The 24031-nt window shown below is 65.3% G+C and carries 22 protein-coding genes and 1 pseudogene; 13 read left to right on the top strand and 10 right to left on the bottom strand.

Features of this window, described 5'->3' with window-relative positions:
- Positions 1–32 precede the first annotated feature (32 nt).
- Complete coding sequence (locus ACQCSY_RS12500; protein WP_427129193.1) at positions 33–1019, top strand: CapA family protein; 987 nt, start codon at positions 33–35, stop codon at positions 1017–1019.
- Between the two features lie 10 nt (positions 1020–1029).
- Here ACQCSY_RS12500 and ACQCSY_RS12495 read toward each other — a convergent pair whose 3' ends face one another.
- Entirely contained in the window at positions 1030–2100 is a 1071-nt protein-coding gene (locus ACQCSY_RS12495) for an LLM class flavin-dependent oxidoreductase (RefSeq protein ID WP_427129191.1), read from the bottom strand.
- Positions 2101–2306: 206 nt separating this feature from the next.
- Here ACQCSY_RS12495 and ACQCSY_RS12490 point away from each other — a divergent pair, with 206 nt between their 5' ends.
- Positions 2307–2660: an IclR family transcriptional regulator domain-containing protein gene (locus ACQCSY_RS12490; protein WP_427129189.1), complete on the top strand. Its 354-nt coding sequence runs from the start codon at positions 2307–2309 to the stop codon at positions 2658–2660.
- Positions 2661–2772: 112 nt separating this feature from the next.
- On the top strand, positions 2773–4953 hold the full coding sequence (locus ACQCSY_RS12485) for a transglycosylase domain-containing protein (RefSeq protein ID WP_427129187.1): 2181 nt from the start codon (positions 2773–2775) through the stop codon (positions 4951–4953).
- A gap of 4 nt (positions 4954–4957) precedes the next feature.
- Here ACQCSY_RS12485 and mctP read toward each other — a convergent pair whose 3' ends face one another.
- Complete coding sequence (gene mctP, locus ACQCSY_RS12480) at positions 4958–6667, bottom strand: monocarboxylate uptake permease MctP (protein WP_427129185.1); 1710 nt, start codon at positions 6665–6667, stop codon at positions 4958–4960.
- Positions 6664–6987 carry a DUF3311 domain-containing protein gene (locus ACQCSY_RS12475; RefSeq protein ID WP_427129184.1) on the bottom strand — a complete coding sequence of 108 codons (324 nt, stop codon included), beginning with the start codon at positions 6985–6987 and terminating at the stop codon, positions 6664–6666. Before ACQCSY_RS12475 ends, mctP begins: the two co-directional genes overlap by 4 nt.
- A gap of 415 nt (positions 6988–7402) precedes the next feature.
- Here ACQCSY_RS12475 and ACQCSY_RS12470 point away from each other — a divergent pair, with 415 nt between their 5' ends.
- The 4 genes from ACQCSY_RS12470 (at position 7403) to ACQCSY_RS12455 (ending at position 12445) form a co-directional block, all read left to right on the top strand.
- A complete protein-coding gene (locus tag ACQCSY_RS12470; RefSeq protein ID WP_427135814.1) occupies positions 7403–8719 on the top strand; it encodes an ammonium transporter in 1317 nt (438 codons plus the stop codon).
- Between the two features lie 299 nt (positions 8720–9018).
- The gene (locus tag ACQCSY_RS12465) at positions 9019–10362 is read left to right on the top strand and encodes a S8 family peptidase (RefSeq protein ID WP_427129183.1); all 1344 of its coding nucleotides are present in this window, start codon (positions 9019–9021) and stop codon (positions 10360–10362) included.
- 98 nt (positions 10363–10460) lie between these two features.
- Positions 10461–11741 carry an LssY C-terminal domain-containing protein gene (locus ACQCSY_RS12460; protein ID WP_427129181.1) on the top strand — a complete coding sequence of 427 codons (1281 nt, stop codon included), beginning with the start codon at positions 10461–10463 and terminating at the stop codon, positions 11739–11741.
- A gap of 62 nt (positions 11742–11803) precedes the next feature.
- The gene (locus ACQCSY_RS12455; RefSeq protein ID WP_427129179.1) at positions 11804–12445 is read left to right on the top strand and encodes an NADPH-dependent F420 reductase; all 642 of its coding nucleotides are present in this window, start codon (positions 11804–11806) and stop codon (positions 12443–12445) included.
- Here the strand turns inward: ACQCSY_RS12455 and ACQCSY_RS12450 are convergent.
- A complete protein-coding gene (locus tag ACQCSY_RS12450; protein ID WP_427129178.1) occupies positions 12408–13109 on the bottom strand; it encodes a hypothetical protein in 702 nt (233 codons plus the stop codon). The two genes, ACQCSY_RS12455 and ACQCSY_RS12450, sit on opposite strands and share 38 nt — an antisense overlap.
- 81 nt (positions 13110–13190) lie before the next feature.
- Positions 13191–13784, bottom strand: a complete 594-nt coding sequence (locus tag ACQCSY_RS12445; RefSeq protein ID WP_427129177.1) for a DUF1992 domain-containing protein — start codon at positions 13782–13784, stop codon at positions 13191–13193.
- A 214-nt stretch (positions 13785–13998) separates the two neighbouring features.
- On the opposite strand from ACQCSY_RS12445, the gene ACQCSY_RS12440 reads away from it, so the two are divergent.
- Entirely contained in the window at positions 13999–14232 is a 234-nt protein-coding gene (locus tag ACQCSY_RS12440; RefSeq protein ID WP_427129175.1) for a hypothetical protein, read from the top strand.
- 47 nt (positions 14233–14279) lie between these two features.
- The gene (locus ACQCSY_RS12435) at positions 14280–15368 is read left to right on the top strand and encodes an IS630 family transposase (RefSeq protein ID WP_427129173.1); all 1089 of its coding nucleotides are present in this window, start codon (positions 14280–14282) and stop codon (positions 15366–15368) included.
- A gap of 1060 nt (positions 15369–16428) precedes the next feature.
- Here the strand turns inward: ACQCSY_RS12435 and ACQCSY_RS12430 are convergent.
- On the bottom strand, positions 16429–17154 hold the full coding sequence (locus ACQCSY_RS12430; protein ID WP_427129171.1) for a DUF2306 domain-containing protein: 726 nt from the start codon (positions 17152–17154) through the stop codon (positions 16429–16431).
- A 120-nt stretch (positions 17155–17274) separates the two neighbouring features.
- On the opposite strand from ACQCSY_RS12430, the gene ACQCSY_RS12425 reads away from it, so the two are divergent.
- Both ACQCSY_RS12425 and ACQCSY_RS12420 read left to right on the top strand, forming a co-directional pair.
- Positions 17275–18018 (top strand): TetR/AcrR family transcriptional regulator, encoded by a 744-nt coding sequence (locus tag ACQCSY_RS12425; protein ID WP_427129169.1) that lies wholly within the window; start codon positions 17275–17277, stop codon positions 18016–18018.
- Positions 18019–18392: 374 nt separating this feature from the next.
- Positions 18393–18605 carry a hypothetical protein gene (locus ACQCSY_RS12420; protein WP_427129167.1) on the top strand — a complete coding sequence of 71 codons (213 nt, stop codon included), beginning with the start codon at positions 18393–18395 and terminating at the stop codon, positions 18603–18605.
- Between the two features lie 83 nt (positions 18606–18688).
- Here the strand turns inward: ACQCSY_RS12420 and ACQCSY_RS12415 are convergent, their stop codons facing one another.
- From ACQCSY_RS12415 to ACQCSY_RS12400, 4 genes are all read right to left on the bottom strand, one after another.
- Entirely contained in the window at positions 18689–19186 is a 498-nt protein-coding gene (locus ACQCSY_RS12415) for an SRPBCC family protein (protein ID WP_427129165.1), read from the bottom strand.
- A 20-nt stretch (positions 19187–19206) separates the two neighbouring features.
- Positions 19207–20373 (bottom strand): ISAs1 family transposase, encoded by a 1167-nt coding sequence (locus ACQCSY_RS12410; protein ID WP_427128838.1) that lies wholly within the window; start codon positions 20371–20373, stop codon positions 19207–19209.
- Between the two features lie 139 nt (positions 20374–20512).
- Positions 20513–20890: an ArsR/SmtB family transcription factor gene (locus ACQCSY_RS12405; protein WP_427129162.1), complete on the bottom strand. Its 378-nt coding sequence runs from the start codon at positions 20888–20890 to the stop codon at positions 20513–20515.
- Between the two features lie 181 nt (positions 20891–21071).
- Positions 21072–21449 (bottom strand): MarR family winged helix-turn-helix transcriptional regulator, encoded by a 378-nt coding sequence (locus tag ACQCSY_RS12400; RefSeq protein WP_427129160.1) that lies wholly within the window; start codon positions 21447–21449, stop codon positions 21072–21074.
- Positions 21450–21533: 84 nt separating this feature from the next.
- Here ACQCSY_RS12400 and ACQCSY_RS12395 point away from each other — a divergent pair, with 84 nt between their 5' ends.
- Entirely contained in the window at positions 21534–23009 is a 1476-nt protein-coding gene (locus ACQCSY_RS12395; RefSeq protein WP_427129158.1) for an MFS transporter, read from the top strand.
- A 420-nt stretch (positions 23010–23429) separates the two neighbouring features.
- Positions 23430–23947: pseudogene (locus tag ACQCSY_RS12390) on the top strand (IS701 family transposase); the annotation flags it as partial.
- Between the last annotated feature and the right edge of the window lie 84 nt (positions 23948–24031).

Raw genomic sequence — 24031 nt, 5'->3', positions numbered from 1 at the left:
GCGCCCCTGCCGGGCAACGTGCGGCCGGCACCATGCAGATCGCAATGCTGGGAGACGTCATGCTGGGCCGGCTGGTGAACCAGCACCTGAAAACAACCGGTCCGGGCTATCCGTGGGGAGACACCCTTGCCGTCCTCCGGCAGGCCGACGTCCGGTTCGCCAACCTCGAATGCGTTCTGGCGGCCGGCGGAGAGCCGGAACCCGGCAAGGTGTTTCACTTCCGCTCGGACCTCAACAACGTGGGAAGCCTTCTTGCCGCGGGAATCGACGTAGTCTCCCTGGCCAACAACCACGTGCTGGACTTCGGCGAGGACGCATTCCGGGAAATGCTGCCGGCGCTCGACGACAACGGCATCCTGCACGCCGGGGCCGGCCCGGACAGGGACGCAGCCCGCCAGCCCGCGGTGCGGCGGGTGGGCACAGCCGCCGTCGGCTTCATTGCCTTCACAGACAACCAGCCCGACTGGGAGGCCACCGACACCTCGCCCGGGATCTACTACGTCCCCGTGGCGGACGCCGACCGCCGGGTGGCTGAACTCCTGGACCTTGTCCGGGGAACCAGGGCCCGCGTCCAGCTGCTGATCGTTTCCGCGCATTGGGGCCCCAATTGGGGCTCCGGGGTCCCGTCCGGGCACCGGGACCTGGCGCGGGTGCTGATAGATGCCGGGGCCGACGTCGTGTTCGGACACTCGGCGCATATCTTCCGCGGCGTCGGGCTCCACCGGAACCGGCCGATCATCTACAGCGCCGGGGACTTCGTGGACGATTACGCCGTGGACCCCGTTGAACGCAATGACCAGTCGTTCATCTTCATGCTGGAAACGGACGGCAACGAACCCCGCACGCTCCGGCTGTATCCGACCGTTATCGAAGATTTCCAGGCCCGCCTTGCGGGTGGAAGCTCGCGCGACATTGCCGGCCGGATGCAACGGCTGAGCAAGCATCTCGGAACCCTCAGCACCTGGAGAGAGACCGGCGGCTTCCTTGAGATCCGGGTGGATCAGGAACGGGGAGAGTAATCGCGTGCCGTCAGGGGGTCGCGCGGATCTCCGGAGCGCCGCTTCCGGACGTGCCGATCTCGCGGTTCACGGCGGGCATGATCTCGGTGGCAAGCAGCTCGATGGACCGCGCCGTCTCCGCAAACGGCAGGCCGCCCAGCCCGATCTGGGCCATGTACCGGCTGTTGCCTAGGGCCTGGCGGATTTCCAGCAGCTTTTCGATCACCTGCTGGGGACTGCCGACCAGCAGTCCGCCGCCGGGCTCGGTCCATTCATCGAAGGTCGAGCGCGGGAAATGGTCCACCGGGCGCGGCATGTTCTGCTCGAAATAGGCCCGGTAATAGGGGTAGAACGTGTCACGCGCCTGCTGCGAGGTGGGCGCCACATAGAAGTGACCGCCCGCCCCGATCTGCAAGCCGGCGGCGGCGTGGCCGGCCTCGGCGGCGCTCTGGCGGTAGAGCTCCACGAGGCGGCGGAAGCGGGCCGGCCCGGACAGCAGGGCTATGAACAGCGGCAGCCCCAGCCGTCCGGCCCGGGTGAAGCTCGCCGGCGTACCGCCCACCCCCACCCAGACCGGCAGCTTGTCCTGCACCGGGCGGGGCGCGATATCCATGCCGGGGATGCCCTGCGTCAGGTCCCCCTGCCAGTTCACGACGGCGTTGTCCCGCAGTTCCAGCAGCAGGCGAAGCTTCTCGTCGAAAAGGGCGTCGTAGTCCTCCAGCCGGTGGCCGAACAGCGGGTAGGAGTCCACGAAGGCGCCCCGGCCGGCGACGATCTCGGCCCGCCCGTCGGAGATCAGGTCCAGGGTGGCGAACTGCTGGAACAGCCGCACGGGGTCCTGCGTCGAGAGCACAGTGACGGCGGTGCTGAGCCGGAGATTCGTGGTTTCCCGGGCGATCGCGGCCAGGACGATTTCCGGGGCCGAGAGGGCAAAGTCGCGCCGGTGGTGCTCCCCCAGCCCCAGGAAACCGAGCCCCGCCTGCTCGGCCAGCTTTGCCAGTTCGATGATCTCTTTCAGGCGCTGCTGCGGGGACAGCGTGCTGCCGGTGCTGATGTTGCGGGAAAGCTCGCCAAAGGTGAAGATGCCAAAGTCCATATTCATTGAACATTCAAGTATTGGAATTCATTCCTGGCACAGGTCAAAAGCCGTAGCTGCCTTACGGACTTGGACGGGCTACGCCTTAGGGCCGCTCCCGGCGAGCAGCCCTAGAACATCTGCCCGACACCAACGCGGCCAAAGCGGCGGAACACCAGGGATCGGCCCAGCAGGATCTCTCACCACTAGCGCTTGAATCCGGTCAGGGCCAGATGTCCGGCCACCGGCCGTCCAAAATCCAGACCTTTGAGGACCTCTGCGCTGAGATCGCCCTGATCCGGCGGCGCGGCTATGCGGTGGTGGACGAGGAATTCGAGCTCGGCGTAGTGGGCGTTTCTGCTCCCGTGTACGACTTCAAGCAGAGAATCGTGGCCGCGTTCAACGTGAGCGCCCCGAAGCAGCGCTTTGGCCGGCACCTGGAGAAGGCCGGGGCACTCGCTGCGAAGGTGGCGATGGATTTCTCCGCCGCATTGGGTGCGCCGGTGGCCCCGCTGGGTACGCCGGCGGGGCAGCTGTTCGTGGCGCAGCCGTCCATGCCCGACGGCGGTGCGGTGCGCGGGCTGTAGGCGCTCAATGATCAGCCGATTGGGTCTGCCATCTGCTCGTCGACCTCTGGCTGGCGGGTGGCCTGCAGGCGTATTCTGGACACACGGTGTGAGCTTGATAGCTGGACAGAAAATGGCGCGCAAGAACCGAATAGTATCCCGTCTGGCCGCGGCCCTTTGGAGGCTCGTCGGATTCTTCACAGTGAGCGCCATTTGCGGCGTTCTGGCCGCCAGCCTGGTGGTCCCCAGCGTGGCTTTAGCCGGCGTCACGGTCAGCAGGTCGATCACTTTCTTCAACAACCTCCCGGCTGAGCTGACGGTTGAGACACCGTCGCAGTCCACCAAGGTCCTGAGCTCGGACGGAAAGCCGATCGCCACCTTCTACGCTGAGAACCGCGTGAAGGTCAAGTTGGACGAGATGTCCCCGTACATCAAGGCCGCGATCGTCGCCATCGAGGACAGCCGGTTCTATGAGCATGCCGGGGTGGATCCCCAGGGAATCTTCCGGGCGCTGGCGAACAACCTGACCCGTGGCGGCAGGCAGGGCGCGTCGACGCTGACCCAGCAGTATGTCACCAACGTGGTCAACGAGTCGCTGTTGTCGGCGGACAGGGGCGATCTCGTGATCCTCAGCGGACAGAAGAGCATAGGCGACAAGCTGCGGGAGATGAAGCTCGCCATTGAGCTGGAGAAGAAGTACACCAAGGAGCAGATCCTGGAGGGCTATCTCAACATCGTGTTCTTCAACCGGGACGCCTACGGCATCGAAGCCGCAGCGCGGCACTTCTTCAGCACCTCCGCGAAGGACCTCACCCTGCCGCAGGCTGCCCTGCTCGCCGGGCTGGTGAACAGCCCCAGCTTCTATGATCCCGCTCTTCACCCGGAGAACTCCATTCAGCGGCGCAACCAGGTGCTGGACAACATGCTCCGCCAAGGCAAGATCACGCAAGCAGAGCACGACGCCGCCGTCGCCACCGGGGTGGACCTGAAAATCACGGCCGGGAGGCAGGGCTGCGCCGCCGCGGAAATCGCACCGTATTTCTGCGACTACGTTTCCCACCTCATCCTCAACAACCCGGCTTACGGGGTCGACCTTACCGACCGCGAGAAGAAGCTGTTCCGCGGCGGCCTGACCATCACCACCACGCTGGACAGCCGGCTGCAGGCCGCCGCGCAGGCGCAGGTTGACGCCACGGCCGGGGCCAACCCGGACAAATGGGGTGCGTCCTTGGTCTCCATACAGCCCGGCACAGGCAAGATCCTCTCAATGGCGCAGAACACCGTGTTCGTTCCCGAACCCGGGAAGTTCGATACCCAGCTGAACTTCAACGTCGATTCCAAGGACGCCCACGGCAATGACCTGAACGGTGCCGGCGGGTTCCAGCCCGGGTCCACGATGAAACCCTTCACGTTCGCCGAATGGCTCAATGAAGGCAAATCCATCACTACCCCGGTGGACGCCTCCCGGCGGTCGTATCCGCTGGATTTTCCGTGGAAGTCCAGCTGCGGAAAGGTGCTCGGTGCTTACAGCACGGAACAGAAGAATGCCGGCCTGGGCGCCGCGGACGATCTCCGGAACAACGATGAGGGGTACTACCGCCCCATGCCCGTCAACTACGGGCTCTACAACTCCATCAACACGGCAACCTTCGCTGAGGCCGCCGAACTGGACTTCTGCGGCATCCAGAAAATGGTGGACGCCGTGGGGCTCCACAGCGGCCTGGACAACGCCCCGGTGAACATGCACCAGCTGGGCAACCTGTTGGGTGCCATCGGCGTGGCGCCGCTCCACCTGGCCAATGCGTTTGCCACGTTCGACAACGACGGCACGTACTGCGCGCCGATCGCCATCACGGACGTGACCGATGCGGCGGGACGGAAGCTTCCGGCCGAGACCAGCAACTGCCGCAACACGGTCAAGCCCGAGGTTGCCCGCGGCGTGAACTCCGTGCTCCAGGACGTGCTGAAACGGGGTTCGGGCATCTACATCGACCCCAAGGTCCAGAGCCAGTTCCCGGTGGCCGCCAAGACGGGCACGTCCAACACCAACGGCGCCACCTGGGTAGTGGGCTACACCTCCGGCGTTGCCACCGCTTCCTTCTTCGGAGACACCCTGGAAGGTCAGAACCGAGCCGGCCAGAACGTCACCATCAACGGCAAGTTCTACAAGGCCATTGACGGTTATATGCTCGCCGGCCCGCAGTGGGCCAACTACATGATGCAGGTGGCCGCGCTGTATCCGGTCGCCGCTTTTCCCCCGCCGCCCGAGTCCATGACAAAGCCGCCAAGCCCGACGCCGGGTCCTTCCCGCTGAAGGTTCAGGCTATCGGCGTCCGCGGCAATTTGATGGACATTTCGATGACCTTCGGATTTAGCTCATTGGCGCCGTAGTCCGAGCTCCGAGTGATGTCTTCGCCGTCCGCCAGCTTCATGGCATGGAAGATCAAGGTCAGCAGCAGGGCCACAATCAGGTTGAGTGCGAAGGCAACCACCGCGATATACACCTGTACATCCGTGCCGGGGATCGAAGCAATCGAACCGCCGAAATGCTGTTTCGTCGCCGGGTTGACCACGTTGTACGCGGCCACGGTTCCGTAAATAATGCCCGCGGCCCAGCCGCCAAGGAGCGCCCACCGGTGGAACCAGCGCGTGTACAGGCCGGCCACAATGGCCGGGAAGGTCTGCAGGATCCAGATGCCCCCCAGCAGCTGCAGGTTAATCGCGGTTGACTGGTCCATAGCAATAACAAAGATCAGGGCCCCGAACTTCACCACCAAGGACACTATCTTGGAGACTTTAGCCTCCGTCCTGGGGGTGACGTTGGGCCGGAAAACGTCCCGGTAGATGTTGCGGGTGAACAGGTTTGCGGCCGCTATGGACATGATGGCGGCTGGCACCAGGGCTCCGACGGCGATCGCAGCCAGCGCGATACCGGCGAACCAGGACGGAAAATTGTCCAGGAACAGCTGCGGAACCACCAGCTGCGGATTGATCGTCGTGCCGTCCAGTTCGGTCGGTTTGGTGCCGGCGGCAATCGCCACGTAGCCCAGCAGCGCCAGGAAACCGAGCACCAGCGAGTAGAGCGGGAGCAGTGCTGCGTTCTTGCGGATGGTGTTCCGGCTCTTGGTCGCCAACACACCCGTGACCGAATGGGGATACATGAACAGGGCCATGGCCGATCCCAGCGCCAGCGTCCAGTACGCCGAGTAGCTGGCCGCGCCGGGGATGATGGCGCCAACGGGCTTGCCCGTGGCCGGGCTGAGCGCCGTTAGCTTGGTCTGCGCCGCATCAAAAATATGGCCCCAGCCTCCGAACTTGGCCGGCAGATAAATGATGGCCACGATCACGGCCAGATAGATCAGGACATCCTTGACGACGGCGATCATGGCCGGTGCTCGCAACCCGGAGGTGTAGGTGTAGGCGGCCAGAACCACGAAGGCGATGATCAGCGGCAGGTCGTTGAGCAGCGGGTTCTCCGGGCTGCCCACACCCAACACAGTCAGCACGGCCTTGATGCCCACAAGCTGCAGGGCGATATAAGGCATAGTGGCCACCATGCCAGTGAGCGCGATGGCAATGGACAGTGGTTTGCTGCCGTACCGGCCGCCGACGAAGTCCGCCGTCGTGACAAAGCCGTGCCGGTGCGAGACGGACCAGAGCCGGCTCATCAGCAGAAACACAATCGGATAGAGCACGATCGTGTAGGGCACTGCGAAGAAGCCGCTCACCGCACCGGTGGCCCACATTGCCGCGGGCACTGCCACAAACGTGTATGCCGTGTAGATATCACCGCCCAGCAGGAACCAGGTGACCCAGGAACCGAACTTGCGGCCGCCCAGGCCCCACTCGTCCAGCGTGTGCAGGCCCTCCTTGCCGCCGCCGCGCCACCGGGCGGCATAGAATCCCAGGACGCCCACCAGCACAAAAAGTACCACGACGACTGCCAGTGCCACTCCGTCAATGCTTCTGGTCGGGCCCTCTGCCATCACGGCCGAGGACACGACAGCGGGTCCCTGAACCATGCTCATCGCCCGTCACCTCCGCCATGGCTCGTTGCCGACGGTCCGTGGCCGGACACGTCCCGCTTGAGGACGTCCCTGCGGCGCTGGTCTTCCCGTGTCAAAAGCAGATAGCAGATGCCGATGGCTGCGGCCTCGATCGGCACCAACAGCATCTGGTACCAGTAGAAGAAAGGCATGCCGCCCAAACGCGGCTCGATGCTGGCATACATCGGCACGATCAGCGGAACAACAATTCCCAGTGCCAGCAGGATCCCGCTGACAACATAGGGCGCCGGTCTCGCCGGCCCACGGGTTGGCACATCGCGGGGGTCAATCGCCGTTGGCACGTGGGGCTCCTTGGATAGAGCAGCCTTTCGAGGTGGTTCCAGAATACTTCTTCTCGACCCGCTGTCCTATAGCTCCCCAGGCGCTTCCGCGGTTGGCCTAGTTCGGTTTTTGACCCTAACGGCCCGTTTTCGCAGGATTACCTCACAGACCCCGCCATTCAAGGGATCCAGCGCCTTCGAAGTGTGGCGGGGCCCGCAGACAAAGAGCCCCCGTTAACATCCCTGAAACACGGCGGTCACGTGATCTTCACGTCGCGGCAATTCCTGAAACCTGCACGCAACTTTTCGCCCCATTGCCGGAAACACGGCTCCGCGAGGATTGAATCCGGATCGGGGGGCCGGCCGCGGCGCGTCCCGGTACGGAAGACTGACGAGAAGGGACACGAAGGTGCAACTCACCGCGGGAAACGTCTGGATGATGGTATCGGCGGCGCTCGTGCTGCTCATGACCCCGGCGCTGGGCCTCTTTTATGGCGGCATGACGCGGGCCAAGGCCTCGCTCAACATGATGATGATGAGCTTCATCTCGGTCGGCATCGTCGGCGTCGTCTGGGTCCTGTGGGGCTACTCGATGAGCACCGGCAACGGCGTCCTCGGCGTCTTCGGTGACCCGTTCGCCAGTTTCGGCCTGAGCAGCATCATCGGTTCGCCGGACCTGATCAAGGCCGTCTACAGCGCGACCTTCGCCATCATTACCGTGGCCCTGATCAGCGGCGCCATCGCGGACCGGACCAAGTTCACCTCGTGGGCGATCTTCGTCCCCGTCTGGATCACCCTCGTCTACTGCCCGCTCGCTTTCATGGTCTGGGGCGGCGGCCTGATGAGCGCGGGCGGGGCCGTGAGTTCCGTCTTCGGCCACGTGATCGACTTCGCCGGCGGTACGGTCGTTGAGATCAGTTCCGGCACCGCAGCACTGGTCCTGGTCCTGATCCTGGGCAACCGGCACGGCTTCGGCAAGGACCCGGCCCACCGCCCCCACAACATCCCCTTCATCATGCTCGGCGCCGGCATCCTGTGGTTCGGCTGGTTCGGCTTCAACGCCGGCGCTGCCACCACGGCGGAGCAGGCCGGACTGATCTGGGTCAACACCCTGGCGGCCCCCGCCGCGGCCATGATCAGCTGGCTCGTAACCGAAAAGATCCGCCACGGCCACCCCACCTCCCTCGGTGCGGCGTCCGGCGCCGTCGCCGGCCTCGTCGCGATCACCCCGTCCTGCGCCAGTATCAGCCCCCTCGCCGCACTGGGCCTGGGCCTGCTGGCCGGCGCAGCCTGTGCCGTGTTCGTGGACCTGAAACACAAGTTCGGCTTCGATGACTCGCTCGACGTCGTGGGCGTCCACCTGGGCGGCGGGCTCGTCGGCACCCTGGCATTGGGCTTCATCGCCCTGCCGGTCAGCGGCGACGGCGGGGGCCTCTTCTACGGCGGCGGCCTCCACCAGCTCATCGCGCAGACGGTCGCGGTACTCATCACGCTCGCACTGTCCGGGCTCGGGACCGCGGTGATCAGCCTCGCCATCCACAAGACCCTCGGATTCCGCGTCAGCCACGAGGACGAGATCGCCGGCGTCGACCGCTCCGAACACGCCGAGACCGCCTATGCCTTCGCCGAGCTCGGCCTCAGCCGGTTCAACCCCTTCGGCCACCACGTCCAGGCCTCCCATACGCAAGCCCACCACGCCCAGGTGCCGGCAGAGGTGCAGGGGCAGCGTGAGAAGGAAGACAGCTTCGCCTGACTCGCGGAGAGGACGACGGCGGGACATCCCGCCGTCGTCCTCTGCCGTTGCGCCTGCCGTTGCGCTGCGGCAGCCGAAACCCAGCCCCAAGTTTTTCCCAAGGTTCCGGGTATAAGGCAGGGCTGCAGGCTTAAGATATGGGCGGGGGGCACTCGAATAGCGAAGACGCTTAATGGGAGGCCACGATGTTCAGCCAAGTCCGCCGTCAGGCATCAAAATCGCAGCTAACATCTGTGTCCGCGGGTCCGCGCAGGCACCGGCCACGCGGTGCCGCCTATCTTTCAACGGGCAGACCCTGGGTGCGACGGGTCCTCGCCACTCTTGCGGCGGTTGCCCTGGCCGCAGGCGGCGGGATCGCCGCCGCTGCCCCCTCCGCAGGGGCCGAGGCGGAGCAAAGCTACATTGTGGTGCTGAAGGACACGGTGGTGGACGCGGGTGCCACCGCGGCAGCGCATGAGAGCGCCTACGGATTCGCGGCGTCCAAGGTCTACCGCGACGCGGTGAGTGGCTACGCGGCCACGATGACGGCGTCCCAGGCGCAGCACGTCCAGGCTGATCCCAGCGTCGACTTCGTCACCGTGGGACGAAAGTTCCATAAGCCGCGGGATCCGCAGCCGCCGGGCACGCAGATGACGCCGTTGTGGCGGCAGCGCATCGCCGGCACCGGGGACGACGTCCGGATTGTCCGGGACGGCGGCCGGGACCCCATCGACGTCAACGTCGCGGTCATTGACAGCGGAATCGACGGCACCCATCCGGACCTCAACGTGCGGGGCGGCGTTGACTGCAAGTCCGGCTCGCCCGTGGCGGTGACCCCCGTTGACGTTCTTGGCCACGGGACGTTCGTGGCGGGCGTAATCGGCGCCCGGAACAACCGCTTCGGCGTCGTGGGGACGGCGCCGGGAACCCCGCTGTGGTCCGTCCGCGTTGTTGACGACGCCGGCGGAATCTCCGAGGAAAGCCTGATCTGCGCCATCGACTGGGTGACCTCGACCCGCAAGGACAAGGACCGGAACAACGACATCGCGGTGGCGAACATCAGCATCGGCGGATCCGGTGCCGACACCGCGAACTGTGGCAAGGGCACGGACCCGATGCACTACGCCATCTGCCGCTCGGTCAGGGCCGGCGTGGTCTATGCCGTCGCGGCCGGCAACGCCAGCGAGGATTTCGCCGGAACAGTACCGGCCACCTATGACCAGGTGCTGACCGCAACGGCCATCGGGGACTTCGACGGAAAGCCGGGCGGCCGGGCAGCCCCGGTCTGCGGCGCGCAGGACTGGACTCGCTTGGGTCAAAAGGACGACCAGCCGGCGTTCTTCTCCAACTTCGCCACTCTGCCCGAGGACAAGGCCCACACTGTCGCCGGCCCCGGCGTCTGCATGCTGTCCACGTCCACGGAGCCGGGAGGCTATGCCGTCAACAACGGGACCAGCTTCGCCAGCCCTGCCGTGGCAGGATCGGTGGCCCTGTGCATCAGCCGGAAAGCCTGCAAGGGCTCAGGCGAGGATGTGATGGAGCAGTTCCTGGACCTGACTGCGTCGTACACCAAGCAGCACCACGACTTCGGCTTCACCGGCGATCCCGTCCATCCGATTGCTGCGCACTACTACGGGTACCTAACCGAGGTCGCCAGGTTCTGAAAGATTGGCCCTGAAAGATTAGTCCTGAAGGATCAACACTGAAAGAGGAACAGGCCCCCGCCCTCAGCGGCGCGGTTCCGTACTCGGTGCTAGACAAAGTGTTTTTCGTGGTGGGCGGCGTCTCGGCTGTGTGGCTGACGTCTCTGCTGCTGCAGGAGAGCTTTCAGTGGGGCTGGGCGCAGCTCTGGTTCCTGTTCATTTTCTGGGCCCTCCTCGCCTATCTGGTCCTCCCCCGGCTCCACCGCATCCTGACCCGCGTGTACGTCCCCGACTACTTCATCGGCCGGGCCCGAACCAGCGACGGGCTGCTGGGCGATCCGGTCAACGTCGCCTTGCTCGGATCCGAGCCTCAGGTGCACGGCGTGATGCGGGCCGGCGACTGGACGCTGGCCGATGATGTGACCCTGGCCAGCAGCCGGAGAATCGTCTCCTCCACCCTGCTGCGCCGCAGCTATCTTGAAGCCCCGGTCAGTCCGCTGTTCCTGTTCGGCCGCCAGCAGGATTTTGCCTACCAGCAGGAAGTCGACGGCGCCCCGGGGAAACGCCACCACGTCCGCTTCTGGCGCTGCCCGCCCGGCTGGCTGCTCCCCGGAGGGCTGGCGTCCGAATGGCTGGCAGCCGGCACTTACGACCGCAGCGTCGGGCTGTCGCTGTTCACCCTGCAGATCACGCACAAGATCGACGAGCACACCGATGCCGAACGCGATCACATCGTCGGGAGCATCACCCGGGCCGATCCCGCGGTGGGGCTCAGGGTGATCCGCGACTTCTCAACCGGGTATCACACGCGCAACGGCGGGGGCGACTCCATCATCACCGACGGCGATCTCCCCGTCGTCGATCTCCGGAAGACCGTCGCCCCGCGGGCAGCCGCCGCAGAGCCCCCGAGCGACAGCCGGAACAAGCGTCCCGCCGCCACGATCGTCGGCGCAGTCCTTGTCGGGGCCCGGGCAGTGGCCGCTGGCCTCCTGGCGCTCTCGATCTTCCTCTTCCGGGAAGAGCATCTGGGGCCGCTGCTCCAGCCCGGCGGCGGCTCCGGCGTCGCCCCCGCCCAGGCGGACCTCGTTCTCGTCGTCGCGCTGGCGGTGGTGACCCTATTCGCGCTGGCGGAAATGCTGCTCGCCTGGTTCGTGTTCCTGGGGCGGAATCGTGCGCGCACCCTCACGATGGCGCTGAGCACATCGGCCATCTGTCTCCAGGCCCTTGACGTCCTCAGCGGCGGCCCCGGCATCACGCTGCAGTCCAACCTCCCCGGGCTGACCCTCGACATCCTGCTGATCCTTGCGCTCTCGAGCGAACGGTCCCGCGACTACGCCCTGCGCGTCCGCAAGGAACCCAAACGGGATTCCGGCCGGCCCGGCGGCCGGGCACCGTACTGAACCTCATCGGCAACCTCATCACCGGGTGAAATATCTGCGGGCGTGATGGTGTTGGCCCGGACATGACAACAATCGGAATCATCGGTGCAGGACACATTGGCAGCCAGCTCGCGCGCAAGGCGGTGCAGCTCGGCTACGACGTCGTGATCAGCAACTCCCGGGGCCCGGAAACCCTGGCGGGGCTAGTGTCGGAACTGGGGCCGAAGGCCCGGGCCGCCACGCCTGCCGAGGCCGCAGCGGCCGGCGATTTCGCCGTCGTCACCGTCCCACTGAAGAGCATCGCGGACATCCCCGTGGAGCCGCTGGCTGGCAAGATCGTGATCGACACCAACAACTACTACTGGGAACGCGACGGCCATTTCCCGGCCCTCGACACCGGCGAGGCCACCAGCTCAGGGCTCCTGCAGGAACACCTGCCCGACTCCAAGGTGGCCAAGGGCTTCAACCACATCATGTCCAGCCAGATCACCACCGACGGCACCCCGGCCGGCACGCCCAACCGCCGGGCCCTGGCCACCGCCAGCGACTACCCCGCGGCGGCCGAGCTCGTGACCAGGCTCTACGACGAGTTCGGCTTCGACACCGTCAACATCGGCCCGCTGTCCGAGAGCTGGCGGGTGGAACGGGACCGCCCGGCCTACGTCGTGCGGCAGAACGCCGCCAAGCTCAGCGAGAACCTGGCCAAGGCACCGCGCACCATCTGACGCGTTCCCGGAGCCTGGCGCTGCGGCGAGGGTGATTCATGCTAGCCTGTTTTACCCGCCGGGCCGCGAGTTTTGATTCGAGTTCCTGGGCGTCGACGAGGAACCACACGTGGTCGCCTCGGTTGGACTCCCAGACGAAGGCGTCGATCGTATTAGCAGCCGAGAAACCCTGGGTACCGATCACCCAGCCCTGGACGATGTACGCCACCCCGGACAAGGCCATGAGGTAACCGATTACCCGCCCACGCATCCACGGCGTGCTTGAGCGCCACCCGTCCACGGCCTGGAGCTCGCAGTAGAGGGCAAGCGCCGCAACCGCAGCGAGTCCGCCAAACCTGGCGGTCCAGGCGGTGGCCCGTGTCTGCCCGTAAAGGGCGAACAGCAGGACCAGCAGTCCCGCGATGAGCAGCGCCATGCCGGCGAACTGGCACAGATGGACGCCCGTCCAGATGCTGCTGCGGGCGTATTCGGCGAATGTGGCCGGGTGGTCGTTCGCGCTGGCTGAGTCGGCATGAAACAGCCCGGCCACCAGCGACACCACGACGCCGGTGAACAGCCGGGTCGCGCCCAGACGCAGCGCATTTCCTTCCCCAGTGGGAGAACCCGGTCCCGCCAGCGCTGCGGGACTCCGGGTATTTCCGTCTTCTGCTTTGATACTTTCCATGCAAGTTGCCGTCTTCCTGTGTAGCGGGGGAACGCCCCTTGCACCCCTGAAATCCCCGTCCGGCATCCCGTCACCGCTCTATCAGGATCCGCTCCAGATCCGCCGCCACCAGGGCCGCTTGCTTAGCGGCTCCGGCGGGGCCGCGGCGGCCACTGCCGCCCGGCGCTCGTGCCAGCGTTCCAGTTCGACGCCGACGTCGCGGGTTTTCGTGATCACCGGCGGTCCGCCTTGGAGCTGGCGCCGGGCCTCAATCACGCGTGCGTTGAAGTCCTCCAGGATCTCACGCACCTGCTTCTCGGTGTACTGGGCGTCGAGCCGCGCATCCAGTCCGTCATCTTCGGTGCGGAGCAGAATGGCTTTCGGGCCCATGCCGGTGATGTTCTCGCGCTGGATCAGGCCCTTGACCCACCAGTCGGGGTCGTACGCGTCCCCCAGCCCCGGTATCGGCTTGCCGGCGTATTTCAGGTTGTCGAACTTCCCCTGCGCCATGGCGTCGCGGATCAGGTATTCGGCCTTGGCGGCGTCGTCGATGTTCGCGCGTTTCCGCCGGAGTTCCTCCTCGGCGGCGGTCGGCTCGGCGTCCTCCCTGGCTGTCAGGCCGCTGGTCCTGACGGCCCGGAGCTCGGCGGCGCGCTCCACCCTTCGCCTGAAGGTCCCGCCTGCCCCGCCGCCCATGAGCCACCACCGTCCTCGCCTGGCCGAATCGCTGATCTGTCTTCCAGTATGCGGATCTGTCTTCCGGTGGCAAAGGCTTATCTCGAAGGCCGCCGATCCGCGATCTGACATCCCGGCAACCCGCTGTTAACCTGTGTGTGCGAGGATGGTGCTTCGGAATCAACCCGGCACGGCCCATCCCTCCTGCACAGCAGACCTTCGAGGAGTTGCAGACGTGAACAGCCCAGAGGACAGCGCACCCGTAAGCCCCCATCCGCACGAGCACGGCGAAGACCGGCCGGATCTGAGCAGCACCCATGTCACCCACGTCCGCGAGGACGTCGCCATGGCAGGTCGCTGCGCCAATGTCCACCTTCCCACCGGACGCACCTGCACGCTGCCGGAACGCCATTCCGGCTCCTGCGCTTTCGTCGAGCCCGAAGACGCGCAGGGAGTGGCCGTGCACTAGTGGTGTGTCTCCAAAATAGATAATGGGTGGTCTGTTAATCTGATGGCATGACGAATCCTGCTCCCGCCCTTTCGGTCTCAGATGGTCAGCGTGCCGCGTTGGAGGTGTTGTCGAAGTCGCAGACGGCCTCCCATCGCGAGGTGCAGCGGGCCCAGGTGCTGCTGATGTCCGCGGACGGGCTGGCGAACGAGTGGATCGCGAAGGTTGCCGGTGTGACCCCGGGGACGGTGCGCGCGTGGCGGGCCCGGTTCGAGGAGGAGGGGCTGGCGAAGCTGGGCAGGGTCCGTGCCGGACGGGGCCGGAAGCCGGTGATCCCGCAGTCCAAGATCGACGAGATCGTCGAGCTGACGCGGAACTCGAAGCCGGACGGGAAGACGCACTGGTCGGTGCGGACCATGGCCGCCAGGTCCGGGGTTTCCCCGGCGCAGGTGCAGCGGATCTGGGCGGCCCGGGGGCTGAAGCCGCACCGGGTTGAGGCGTTCAAGCTCTCCACGGACCCGAGGTTTGAGGAGAAACTCATCGATGTGGTGGGCCTGTATCTGAATCCGCCCGAGCAGGCGATCGTGTTGTGCATGGACGAGAAGTCCTCCATCCAGGCGCTGGACCGGACCCAGCCCTCGCTGCCGATGAAGAAGGGCCGCGGGGAAACGATGACCCACGACTACAAGCGCAACGGCACCACGACCCTGTTCGCCGCCCTGGACGTTGCCACCGGCAAGGTGATCGGATCCTGCCTGCCCAAACACCGGCACGGCGAGTTCCTGGCGTTCCTCAAAACGGTTGAGAAGAACGTGCCGGCAGAACTGGACGTGCACCTGATCCTGGACAACTACGCCACCCACAAACACGCCAACGTCAGAGCCTGGCTGGACAAACATCCCCGGTTTCACCTGCATTTCACCCCGACCTCCTCGTCCTGGTTGAACCTGGTCGAGCGGTGGTTCCGCGAGCTGACCGACAAGGCCCTGCGGCGCGGCGCCTTCCACTCCGTACCGGATCTGATCGCAGCGATCGAGGACTACCTCGCCTCCCACAACAACGAGCCCAAGCCCCTGGTCTGGACCGCGACCGCCGACAGCATCCTTGCAAAGGTCGCCCGCGGCCGCGTCGCACTCGAAGCCGTCAAACAAAACTGAGACACACCACTAGCGCCGGGTTCCGGCCGGGCCCGGTAGCTTTGGCCCGGGCCTGACAAAACGCCTCCAAGGAGCCGTGCAAAGGCGGCGGGCAAGGCGAAAAGACCGACTAGTTGCGGAATCAGGCTGTCAGGCATCATTAACGCGATTCCGCCGACCATCAGAGCCGGCGCGGCCACGTAGATTGAGACCCACCGCGGGTGATGCCGCCTGTCGGACCAAACGGCTGCCGCCAGCGATGCGATTGACCCGGCCGGCACGAACAAATTGCCTGCGCGAAGCCGCTCCACGAGCAACGGCTCCGGCGAGTACACGAACATCAAGGTGCGCTCCACGCCCACGACCATCAGCCCGATGGCGACGGCAACCAGTAGCGTACAGGCGACCGCGCCTGCGGAATCGCACCGGCTTCATTTCGGGCATCACCGCTTCAGGCTAGACGCACGTTACCGCGCTGCATAGGCAAGCGGACCCATCGATGCCACGACGACTTGTTCCGACGACGACGGCGTAGCGACCCGAGCCTCCCTGGGATGGCACTTCACACCAGTGTTCTCCGGGCCAACATGGCCGCGAAGTGCCATCTCGTGGGGAATGCCGCGCAAATCAATCTCTGAAGGCTGTCCGGTCCGACCGGGAGGGGGCGACGCCGAACCTCCCTCTGCTTGGACCGCGTCCGTCGCACTGGTGCGGCGCATCCAGCCCGCATTGCCGTTCCTTGCCAGGCACGCCGCAGGTCGGTCGGCCCTGCTGGCCCAGCTCTCCGCCAAGCCGTGGAAACTCGACCCTGCGCAGGTACTGACGGAGCTTCGCGGCTTCAAGAATTCGCCAGCCTGGACGAGGCACGGAAGGCGCTGGCCCATGGGCCCAGGCAGCCCGGCGCTCCACGCGGATCGCTCAAGGGCAGGCTGGCCATCGGCTGGGGACGGCAGGACAGGGTCACACCGGCCAGCGAGGCCGCGGCCGCCACCGCACTGCACTGCACCCTGATGCGACCCTGCACTGGTTCGAGAACTGCGGCCATTGCCCGCACTGGACCAGCCGGAGGAGACCGTCAAGTTCATCCTCGAGCAGAAGGCGTAAGGGGCCCCTGCGCGACGGTTCGCACGGCGGGACGGGACGCCCTCGCGGACAGCTGGGAGCGCCGATAGATGACGTACTCGGCCACCGCAACGTTGATCACCCATGCCGACCCAAGGAGCACTGCCCGCGTCAGCTCGTCGGGCGGGCCGACAAGGAGCATCCAAGGCAGGCTCACAAGGGCTTGGGTTCCCGCGGCGACGCCGATTGCATAGCCGCGCGTCATCCACGCGCCGTGCCCCGCGAAGTCCCGGCGCAGAATCGCTACGACTCCCAGGACGATGCTCGCCACCATCGCCGAGCCAAAGACCAGCCGAAGGACGAAAAGAACCGGGCCATCGCCGGGCGGTAGGGGATAGAAGGCCGACATCCACAGGCCGGACAGCGCGGCCAGCAGGCCGGCGGGTACCAGGATCCGTCCGGCGACGCGGTGCCAGTCGCGCCGGCCTCGAAGTGCGGGGACGAACTGGAACGCCCCGAGAAGGCAGTAGGTGGTAACGCTGACAATGTGCGTCACAACGGGAACCGGCGAGGCGAAGAACCGCGCGTTCTGCGGTGTGATGGCGGCACCGCCCGTCAGTTCCGTCAGGCGCGCCGCCCCGGCGATCACCGGAATGAGGCTGAGCAGGATCAAGGCGGCGGGCACGGGCCACTGGGCTCGGCGGGCGGTGCGGGGCGAGGGAGCCCTGCTGGTTTTTATTGTCACGGCTTGGTCCTTGGCTGATGTGACGTAAAGCCCGTGGTGTACGACGTACACCTTATGCGCCTAAATGTAGGTGTACGTCGTACACTTGTCAATAGAACTGCGCTAGGGAAAGGTGTTCGGATGAACCAGCAGATGGAGCCTGCGCGCCGGACCCCCTTGAGTCGCGACCGCGTGCTGGTCGCCGCCGTCGCGCTGGCCGACGAGGTGGGCATCGAGTCACTCAGCATGCGCAGGCTCGCCCAGGAGCTCGGCGTGGTGCCAATGGCCCTCTACAAGCACGTCGCCAACAAGGAGGAACTCCTCGACGGCATGGTGGACGCCCTCGTCAGAGAGATCGATCCTCCTGCCCGCGACGCCGACTGGAAGAACACGGTCCGGCTCAGAGTGCTCTCGGCAAGACGAGCGCTCCTGAGGCACCCCTGGGCCCGTCAGGTGCTTGAATCCCGAACCAACAGGACGCCGGCGGTACTTGAGTACATGGACTCGTTCATCGGAATGTTCCTGGCCGGAGGTTTCTCCGTCGACCTGACCCACCACGTCATGCATGCCCTGGGCAGTCGGATGTGGGGATTCACGCAGGAGCTGTTTGACGACTCCGCCAGCCAGAATGCGGAGGGCCCGGCCGCTCTGCCACCGGAGGCGCAGGCGGCCATGTTCCAGGAGATGGCAGAGCGGTATCCGAATATTTTCAAGGTCGCCACAGTGTCCGCACATGACGACGACTCAGTGGTGGGCCAAGGCTGCGACGACCAGTTTGAGTTCGAGTTCGCCCTCGATCTGCTCCTGGACGGATTTGAGCGGCTTCACCAGCAGAACTGGACCTCGAAGCACGCGAAGCAGGACCACGGCCAGGCCGGGACCTAGCTCGAAACTCTCCGTCAACAAAAGGCTAGAGGACGACGGCGCGAGGTGGCGCCGTCGTCCGCTTGGGCATTGTGATGAGACTCACGCGCAATGATCGGCCCCGCGCTTGAGACGTTAGTGCCGCGCCGTGCATCATGGAAAGGGCGGTTGGGAACACGATTTCCCAGCCGCAGTAGCCCTAACGTTCATTCTTTCGCGTAGCGGATGCAGTGGCATAGAGGCAAAGATAAACCCAACCTGGTGGACGCAACGAGGCCAAACCAGTGAGCTCGCCGAGCTGCACTAGGTCTCTGAGCGTTCGTGGATTGACTCCTTCCGGGCTCCGCACTGTCGCGAAAGCCCGTGACCGAATTTACGAATGAAGGCACCGAATAATGACGTTCGAAACCACCCACTCCGTAACGCTGAAGATCTGGGACCGGTCAACAATGGACCACACTCTGGAGACAGTCGTACAGGACCTCTCGGCACGGACCAACACCTCCAAAGGCGGCATCGCGGTCACCTGTAGCGGGCCCAACACCTTTACGGTCAGCGTGAAGTGCAACGCCCCCCAGGGCGCCACCTTCGAGGAAGTTGCGCGCTAAAAGTCACAAGAGGACGACGGCGGGAGGCTCCCGCCGTCGTTCTCTTGCGTTGTGCTGTTGCCCGGTGCCGCGTGCTCGCGGGGTCAGGCGTTGGCGTGTTCGGCGACGATGGCGTCGATCTGGCCCATCGCCTGCTGCATGCCCTCTTCCATGCCCATGGCGAGGATCTGCTCCATCTGCTCTTCCGCTTCGAACTCGGTCATGACGGTCATCCGGGTGCGGTCGCCGATTGCCTCGAGTGTCACAACTCCGTGCATGGTGCCCATGTCGGCCACGGGGGCGCCGTTCTCGTCCGCAAAGCCGTCGTCGAACGCAAGGTGGTGTGGGGCTTTGATGTCGGTGATACGCCACCAGCCCCGGCTCTTCTCGCCCTCGGGCCCCGTCATGTAGTAGCTGGACTCCCCGCCGGGGACGAAGTCGTGCTTTGCGAAGGTCGCCGGCCAGGTAGGCGGTCCCCACCAGCGCTCGAGCTGGCGCGGGTCCTCCCAGATTTGCCAGACGCGCTCAACGCTGGCGTCGAACTCGGCGACGAAGGTGAGGCTCAGTGCCTCAAGATTCTTGACCGAACTGGTAACCGTCATGACGAACCCTTCCTACAGGGCTAATGCAAAGTCGCTGGTGATGGCCTGATTCGTGCGAGTCTGAGGGCCCGGTGGGCGTTTCTGGCGGTGTGTCTGGTGGCCTTGGCGATGTTGGTCGTTTTGGCCATCCGGTAGAGGCTGATGGCGAGGTTCCGCAGCGAGGCCATGAGCCGCGGCGCGTTGCCCGTGCGCACCTGGGAACCATCCTCGGCGAACGTGACGTCCCGGGTCCAATGCAGCCGGTTCTCGATCGTCCAGTGCCCGCGGACCCAGGCGTTGAGCTGCGCGGGGCTGGCTTTCCGGGCCGGCAGGGACGTGATCATGTAGACCGTTTCAACACTCCATTTCCGGCTGGTGAGCGGACGGGACCGGCGGGTGATTTGGGCGGCCTGGGCCGCGTGGGGGAAGAGGATGCCGGCCTCGATGGTGACGACCTTGATGACCCGGGAACCGGTGCGGCCGTGGCTGCGGTACCGCTGGCGGTCCCCGACGGGTACGTCCTTCCAGGGCAGCGCTTTCAGCTGCCGCTGCAGGCTCCTTTGGTTTCCCTTGACGCAAAGGACATAGTGCGCGCCGCGGCCGTGCAGGTAGGTGGCGTGGGAGCGTTGGGTGTGCATCGCATCGGCGGTGACCACCATGCCGTCAAGGTCCGTGAACTTGTCCAAAAGAGTCGTGAACAAGGTGATCTCGTTGGTCTTCACGCCCACGTCGACCTGCCCCAGGACGGTGCCGGTGGCGTGGTCCACGGCGGCCATCAGATGCACCCGGGAGCCGCCGCCGTTCTTCGCGCCGCGGACTTCCTTGCCGTCCACGGCGATGACGGCCGGCTTCACCTGCGCGGTGACCCATGCCCCGATGGCGGTATCGAACGCATCTCCATCGATCCTGGCCAAGACACGCTGGATCGTGGTCACGTGCGGGACGCCAATTCCCGCTTTGGCCAGGGGGTTGCGGCCCGTGTCGGCCGCCCATTCGGCGATCTCGGCGAAGGACTTCGCCCCGGAGAGGACGGCGCAGATTGCCAGCGCCAGGATTCCCGTCAGCCCGTACCGGATGCCCCGGCGTTTCCTGGGATCCGGGACGGAATCCAGGACGTCCCGCATCGTGCCGGGCGTCACGGCCGGCTTCGCCTGTGCCGGCATGTCCTCCAAGTGGCGTGCGAGGGCCTGGATGGGGGAAGATGGCATGAAGGAACTCCTGCTAAGCGGCGATCTAGACAATCACCTGTTTAACAGGAGTTCCCCTTCTTTAAAAGCACCCATCCAGCGCGTGTCAGCGCCTACTCGCCGGGCATGCTCAACGACTTTGCATCAGCCCTGACCCTTCCTATCCTTCTGCGTTCTTTGTTTCTGTCTTGTCTGTTTCCGTCTTGTCTGTTTCAGCGAGAATGTCTGCGATCCGATCGGCCCGCTGCCGCCAGATCACCTCGTACTCATCGAGCAGCCGCCGGGCATTCTGCAGGCCGTCATGATTTGCCCGCACGATCTGCTCCCTTCCACGCTTCTCCTTTGCGACGAGGGAGGCGCGTTCCAACACCGCCACGTGCTTCTGTACAGCGGCGAAACTCATGGCGTACAGGGCCGCGAGCCCGGATACCGAATACTCAGCCGTCGTGACCCGCGAGACGATATCCCGGCGGGTCGCATCGGCGAACGCCTGGAACAGGCGGTCAACTTCGGCATCGCTCATCTGATATACAACCATTTGGTTGTAGGATAGCTGGGTGGTGGGGTCGTGTCAATGGGTTTGAGGGTCTCTCCGCGAAGGACGTCAATGCGCTTACCGCCCAACCCCGGATCGTCTCGATCCACCTATCGGCATTTCGGCGCCCTCGAGCCTGCATTCCGTTCGAACTTGACGTTCGTACGGAAGCCTGACGGCGGTGTCAGGCCAGGTTTTCCTTCAGCAGGGCGCGGTGTTCGACGGCGGCCTCCCCGTGCAGGGCGCGGCCGGCGTCGGTGAGTTCCAGAAACAGTGAGCGCCGGTCATCTTCGCAGGAATGGCGCGAGATGAGTCCGGCTTTCTCGAGCCTGTCCACGACCTTGGACATTGCACTCTGGGTCATGGGTGTGCGCTCGCCGAGCTGCTTCATCCTGCACGCCGAGTCTGCACTTTCGGCCACCAGATCCAGGATTTCAAACTCAGTCAGTCCGATGCTGAACCGCGATTCCAGGGCGCGGTCGATCGCCGCCGCCGTGCGGAAGTAGGTGCTCTGGATGCTGCGCCATTGCTCCACCAGCTGGTGGTCCTGCGGTGTTGCCATGCTGCGATTCTAGTTCATGACGAATTAAAAGTCCACGTCATAATATTCCTTGTCATTCAATGACGTGTCATATAAGTTGATGCCATGACTTCATCTTCCATCCTTGAAAGATCTGCCGGAGAACGGCTGACACCCGTCCGATGGACCCGTGCACAATGGATGCTGCTCCTGGTCCTGTGCACCGTTCTGGCGCTCGATGCGCTGGACGTCTCCATGGTCGGTGTGGCCCTGCCCTCGATTGGCACCGAACTCCACCTTGGAACCGAATCCCTCCAATGGATCGTCTCCGCGTACGTGCTCGGCTACGGAAGTCTGCTCCTGCTGGGGGGCCGGATGGCCGATCTCCTCGGCCGGCGCCGCATCTTCCTCATTGCCCTTAGCGTCTTCGCCGCAGCCTCCCTGCTCGGCGGCCTCGTGGATGACCCTGCCCTGCTGATCGCCACCCGTTTCGTCAAGGGACTGGCCGCGGCGTTCACCGCTCCTGCCGGTTTCTCCATCATCACCACCAACTTCCCGGAGGGTCGCGAACGAAACCGCGCCGTGTCCATCTTCACCACCTTCGGCGCTAGTGGCTTCTCACTCGGCCTGGTCGTCGGAGGCCTCATGACTGCGATGAGCTGGCGCTGGACCTTCCTGGTCTCAGTTCCGGTGGCAGTCGCCGTCGTGATTCTGGGCCTGAAGTACATCCCGCGGGACAATGGCGCCGGCAAGGACCTGGACAGCGGGCATGACGTCTGGGGCGCGGTCACCCTAGCCGCCGGCATGCTGGGGCTTGTGTACACGCTGGTTTCGGCACCCGGGAACGGCTGGGGATCTGTGGCAACTATCGCCGGATTCGTGGTCTCTGCAGCGGTGCTGGCAGCGTTCGCCGTGATCGAAAACCGCGTCAGGCACCCCCTGATCCGGTTCAGCATCCTCAGGGAAGGCTGGGTTGCCCGGGCCAACCTCAGCGCGGTGGGGCTGTTCGGCTCGTATCTGAGTTTTCAGTTCATCCTGACGCTCTACCTGCAGTCCGTGCTGGGGTGGAGCCCGCTGGGCATGGCTCTGGCGCTTCTTCCCACAGGCCTGCTGGTGGCCTCGAGCGCACCTTTCGCGGACCGGCTCATTGAAAAGTTCGGCGCCCCGCGGCTGATTCTGACCGGCCTGGCGGCGTTGGCGCTCGGCTACGTGCTGTTCCTGCGCGTGGGCACCACACCGAACTATGTGACCGATATTCTGCCGTCGGTCCTGCTGCTGGGCGTCGGCTTCGCACTGGCCTTCCCGTCCATCAACGTCCAGGCCACCGCGGGCATCCGGAATTCGGAACAGGGCCTGGCTGCCGGCCTGATCCAGACCAGCACACAGGTGGGGGCCGCCCTGGTGCTGGCGGTCACCACGGCGATGGTCAGCGGTCACGGCAAGCCCTCCGACGACGCCGCCGCAGGCACCGGCGTGCATGCGGCGGCAATGCTGGAGCAGTACCGCCCAGGCCTGATCCTGAGCGCGGCCGTGGCCATTGCGGCCCTGCTCATTGCCGGGACACCGTCCCGTCGCCGGACACCGGCCGCAGCGGACCGCTGAAACGGTCCGAGCTGTGAGTTCGGGCCGAGGGTGGCGTTTTACCAAGGTCCCCTCGGCCGAACCTAAATGCGTTCCAGATGCGGATGTCGCGGCGCCTGCGTCGTCCGGCTCGCGCGGGGCCATCCCTTTGTGCGAGGCGGGTTCGCCTTCGGCGACGCGCCCTTCGAGTAACTCGATAACGTTCATGCGCCTTACCCGCCGCAGATTGTCCTGCACGCGAAGATCGCTCATTTATTGACACCCCACAACGTCCCACGTCCTTGGAAACGGGACGTCCTGTCGGCGGCCCGCTGTCCATGTCACTTTTCGAAGTCGTCTGCACGGAATGTCCGAAGTCGTCTGCACGACGCCTCCTCGGCCAGGAGCGGATCAGCGCAGAGTGGCCCGCCGTGAAGCGAATCGAACGAGACAGCCCGTCGGGAGCGGGCCGGGCAGGCGATCCCGGACCGGATGCAGCGGCTGCTCTCGACCGCGGACTGGGACCTGGCCGGGCAGCGTGATGACCTGCGCTCCTACGTTCTCCGGCACCTCGGTTCCGATGACGGCATGCTGATCGTCGACGAGACCGGATTCCTGAAAAAGGGCACTCTCTCGGCGGTGTCGCCCGGCAGTATGCCGGGACGGCCGGCCGGGTCGACAACTGCCAAATCGGGGTGTTTCTGACCTACGCCACACCGGCGGGGCGCACCTTCCTGGACCGGGAGCTCTACCTGCCCAAGGCCTGGACCGATGATCCCGACCGTTGCGCCGGCGCTGGAGTCCCCGACGAGCGTTCCTTCGCGACTAAGCCCGATCTGGCCATCGCGATGAATACCCGCAGCCTGGACGCGGGCGTGCCCGCGCAGTGGGTGACCGGGGACGCGGTCTACTGCCAGCATGCCAAGCTGCACGAAACACTCCACGTGCTCGCGGTGCCGATGAACCAGCACGTCATCGCAAAAAACGGCGCCCTCGGCGTGGAGTTCCGCGCCGACGCGCCCGGTGGGCCATCGAGGTGTCCCGGCGGATTCTACCCTTGGCGC

Origin of the sequence: Pseudarthrobacter sp. S9, from assembly GCF_050156545.1 — a bacterium.
GTDB lineage: Bacteria > Actinomycetota > Actinomycetes > Actinomycetales > Micrococcaceae > Arthrobacter.
The sequence above is the reverse complement of the archived record's forward strand: the minus strand, read 5'-3'. Positions and strand labels throughout refer to the sequence as shown.

What these genes read in the sequence shown, in the direction of transcription:
- ACQCSY_RS12500 (WP_427129193.1), top strand. Translation starts at nt 33, where the DNA reads ATGCAGATCGCAATGCTGGGAGACGTCATGCTGGGCCGGCTGGTGAAC.
- ACQCSY_RS12495 (WP_427129191.1), bottom strand. Translation starts at nt 2,100, where the DNA reads ATGAATATGGACTTTGGCATCTTCACCTTTGGCGAGCTTTCCCGCAAC.
- ACQCSY_RS12490 (WP_427129189.1), top strand. Translation starts at nt 2,307, where the DNA reads ATGTCCGGCCACCGGCCGTCCAAAATCCAGACCTTTGAGGACCTCTGC.
- ACQCSY_RS12485 (WP_427129187.1), top strand. Translation starts at nt 2,773, where the DNA reads ATGGCGCGCAAGAACCGAATAGTATCCCGTCTGGCCGCGGCCCTTTGG.
- mctP (WP_427129185.1), bottom strand. Translation starts at nt 6,667, where the DNA reads ATGAGCATGGTTCAGGGACCCGCTGTCGTGTCCTCGGCCGTGATGGCA.
- ACQCSY_RS12470 (WP_427135814.1), top strand. Translation starts at nt 7,403, where the DNA reads ATGATGGTATCGGCGGCGCTCGTGCTGCTCATGACCCCGGCGCTGGGC.
- ACQCSY_RS12455 (WP_427129179.1), top strand. Translation starts at nt 11,804, where the DNA reads ATGACAACAATCGGAATCATCGGTGCAGGACACATTGGCAGCCAGCTC.
- ACQCSY_RS12450 (WP_427129178.1), bottom strand. Translation starts at nt 13,109, where the DNA reads ATGGAAAGTATCAAAGCAGAAGACGGAAATACCCGGAGTCCCGCAGCG.
- ACQCSY_RS12445 (WP_427129177.1), bottom strand. Translation starts at nt 13,784, where the DNA reads ATGGGCGGCGGGGCAGGCGGGACCTTCAGGCGAAGGGTGGAGCGCGCC.
- ACQCSY_RS12435 (WP_427129173.1), top strand. Translation starts at nt 14,280, where the DNA reads ATGACGAATCCTGCTCCCGCCCTTTCGGTCTCAGATGGTCAGCGTGCC.
- ACQCSY_RS12425 (WP_427129169.1), top strand. Translation starts at nt 17,275, where the DNA reads ATGAACCAGCAGATGGAGCCTGCGCGCCGGACCCCCTTGAGTCGCGAC.
- ACQCSY_RS12420 (WP_427129167.1), top strand. Translation starts at nt 18,393, where the DNA reads ATGACGTTCGAAACCACCCACTCCGTAACGCTGAAGATCTGGGACCGG.
- ACQCSY_RS12415 (WP_427129165.1), bottom strand. Translation starts at nt 19,186, where the DNA reads ATGACGGTTACCAGTTCGGTCAAGAATCTTGAGGCACTGAGCCTCACC.
- ACQCSY_RS12410 (WP_427128838.1), bottom strand. Translation starts at nt 20,373, where the DNA reads ATGCCATCTTCCCCCATCCAGGCCCTCGCACGCCACTTGGAGGACATG.
- ACQCSY_RS12405 (WP_427129162.1), bottom strand. Translation starts at nt 20,890, where the DNA reads ATGGTTGTATATCAGATGAGCGATGCCGAAGTTGACCGCCTGTTCCAG.
- ACQCSY_RS12400 (WP_427129160.1), bottom strand. Translation starts at nt 21,449, where the DNA reads ATGGCAACACCGCAGGACCACCAGCTGGTGGAGCAATGGCGCAGCATC.
- ACQCSY_RS12395 (WP_427129158.1), top strand. Translation starts at nt 21,534, where the DNA reads ATGACTTCATCTTCCATCCTTGAAAGATCTGCCGGAGAACGGCTGACA.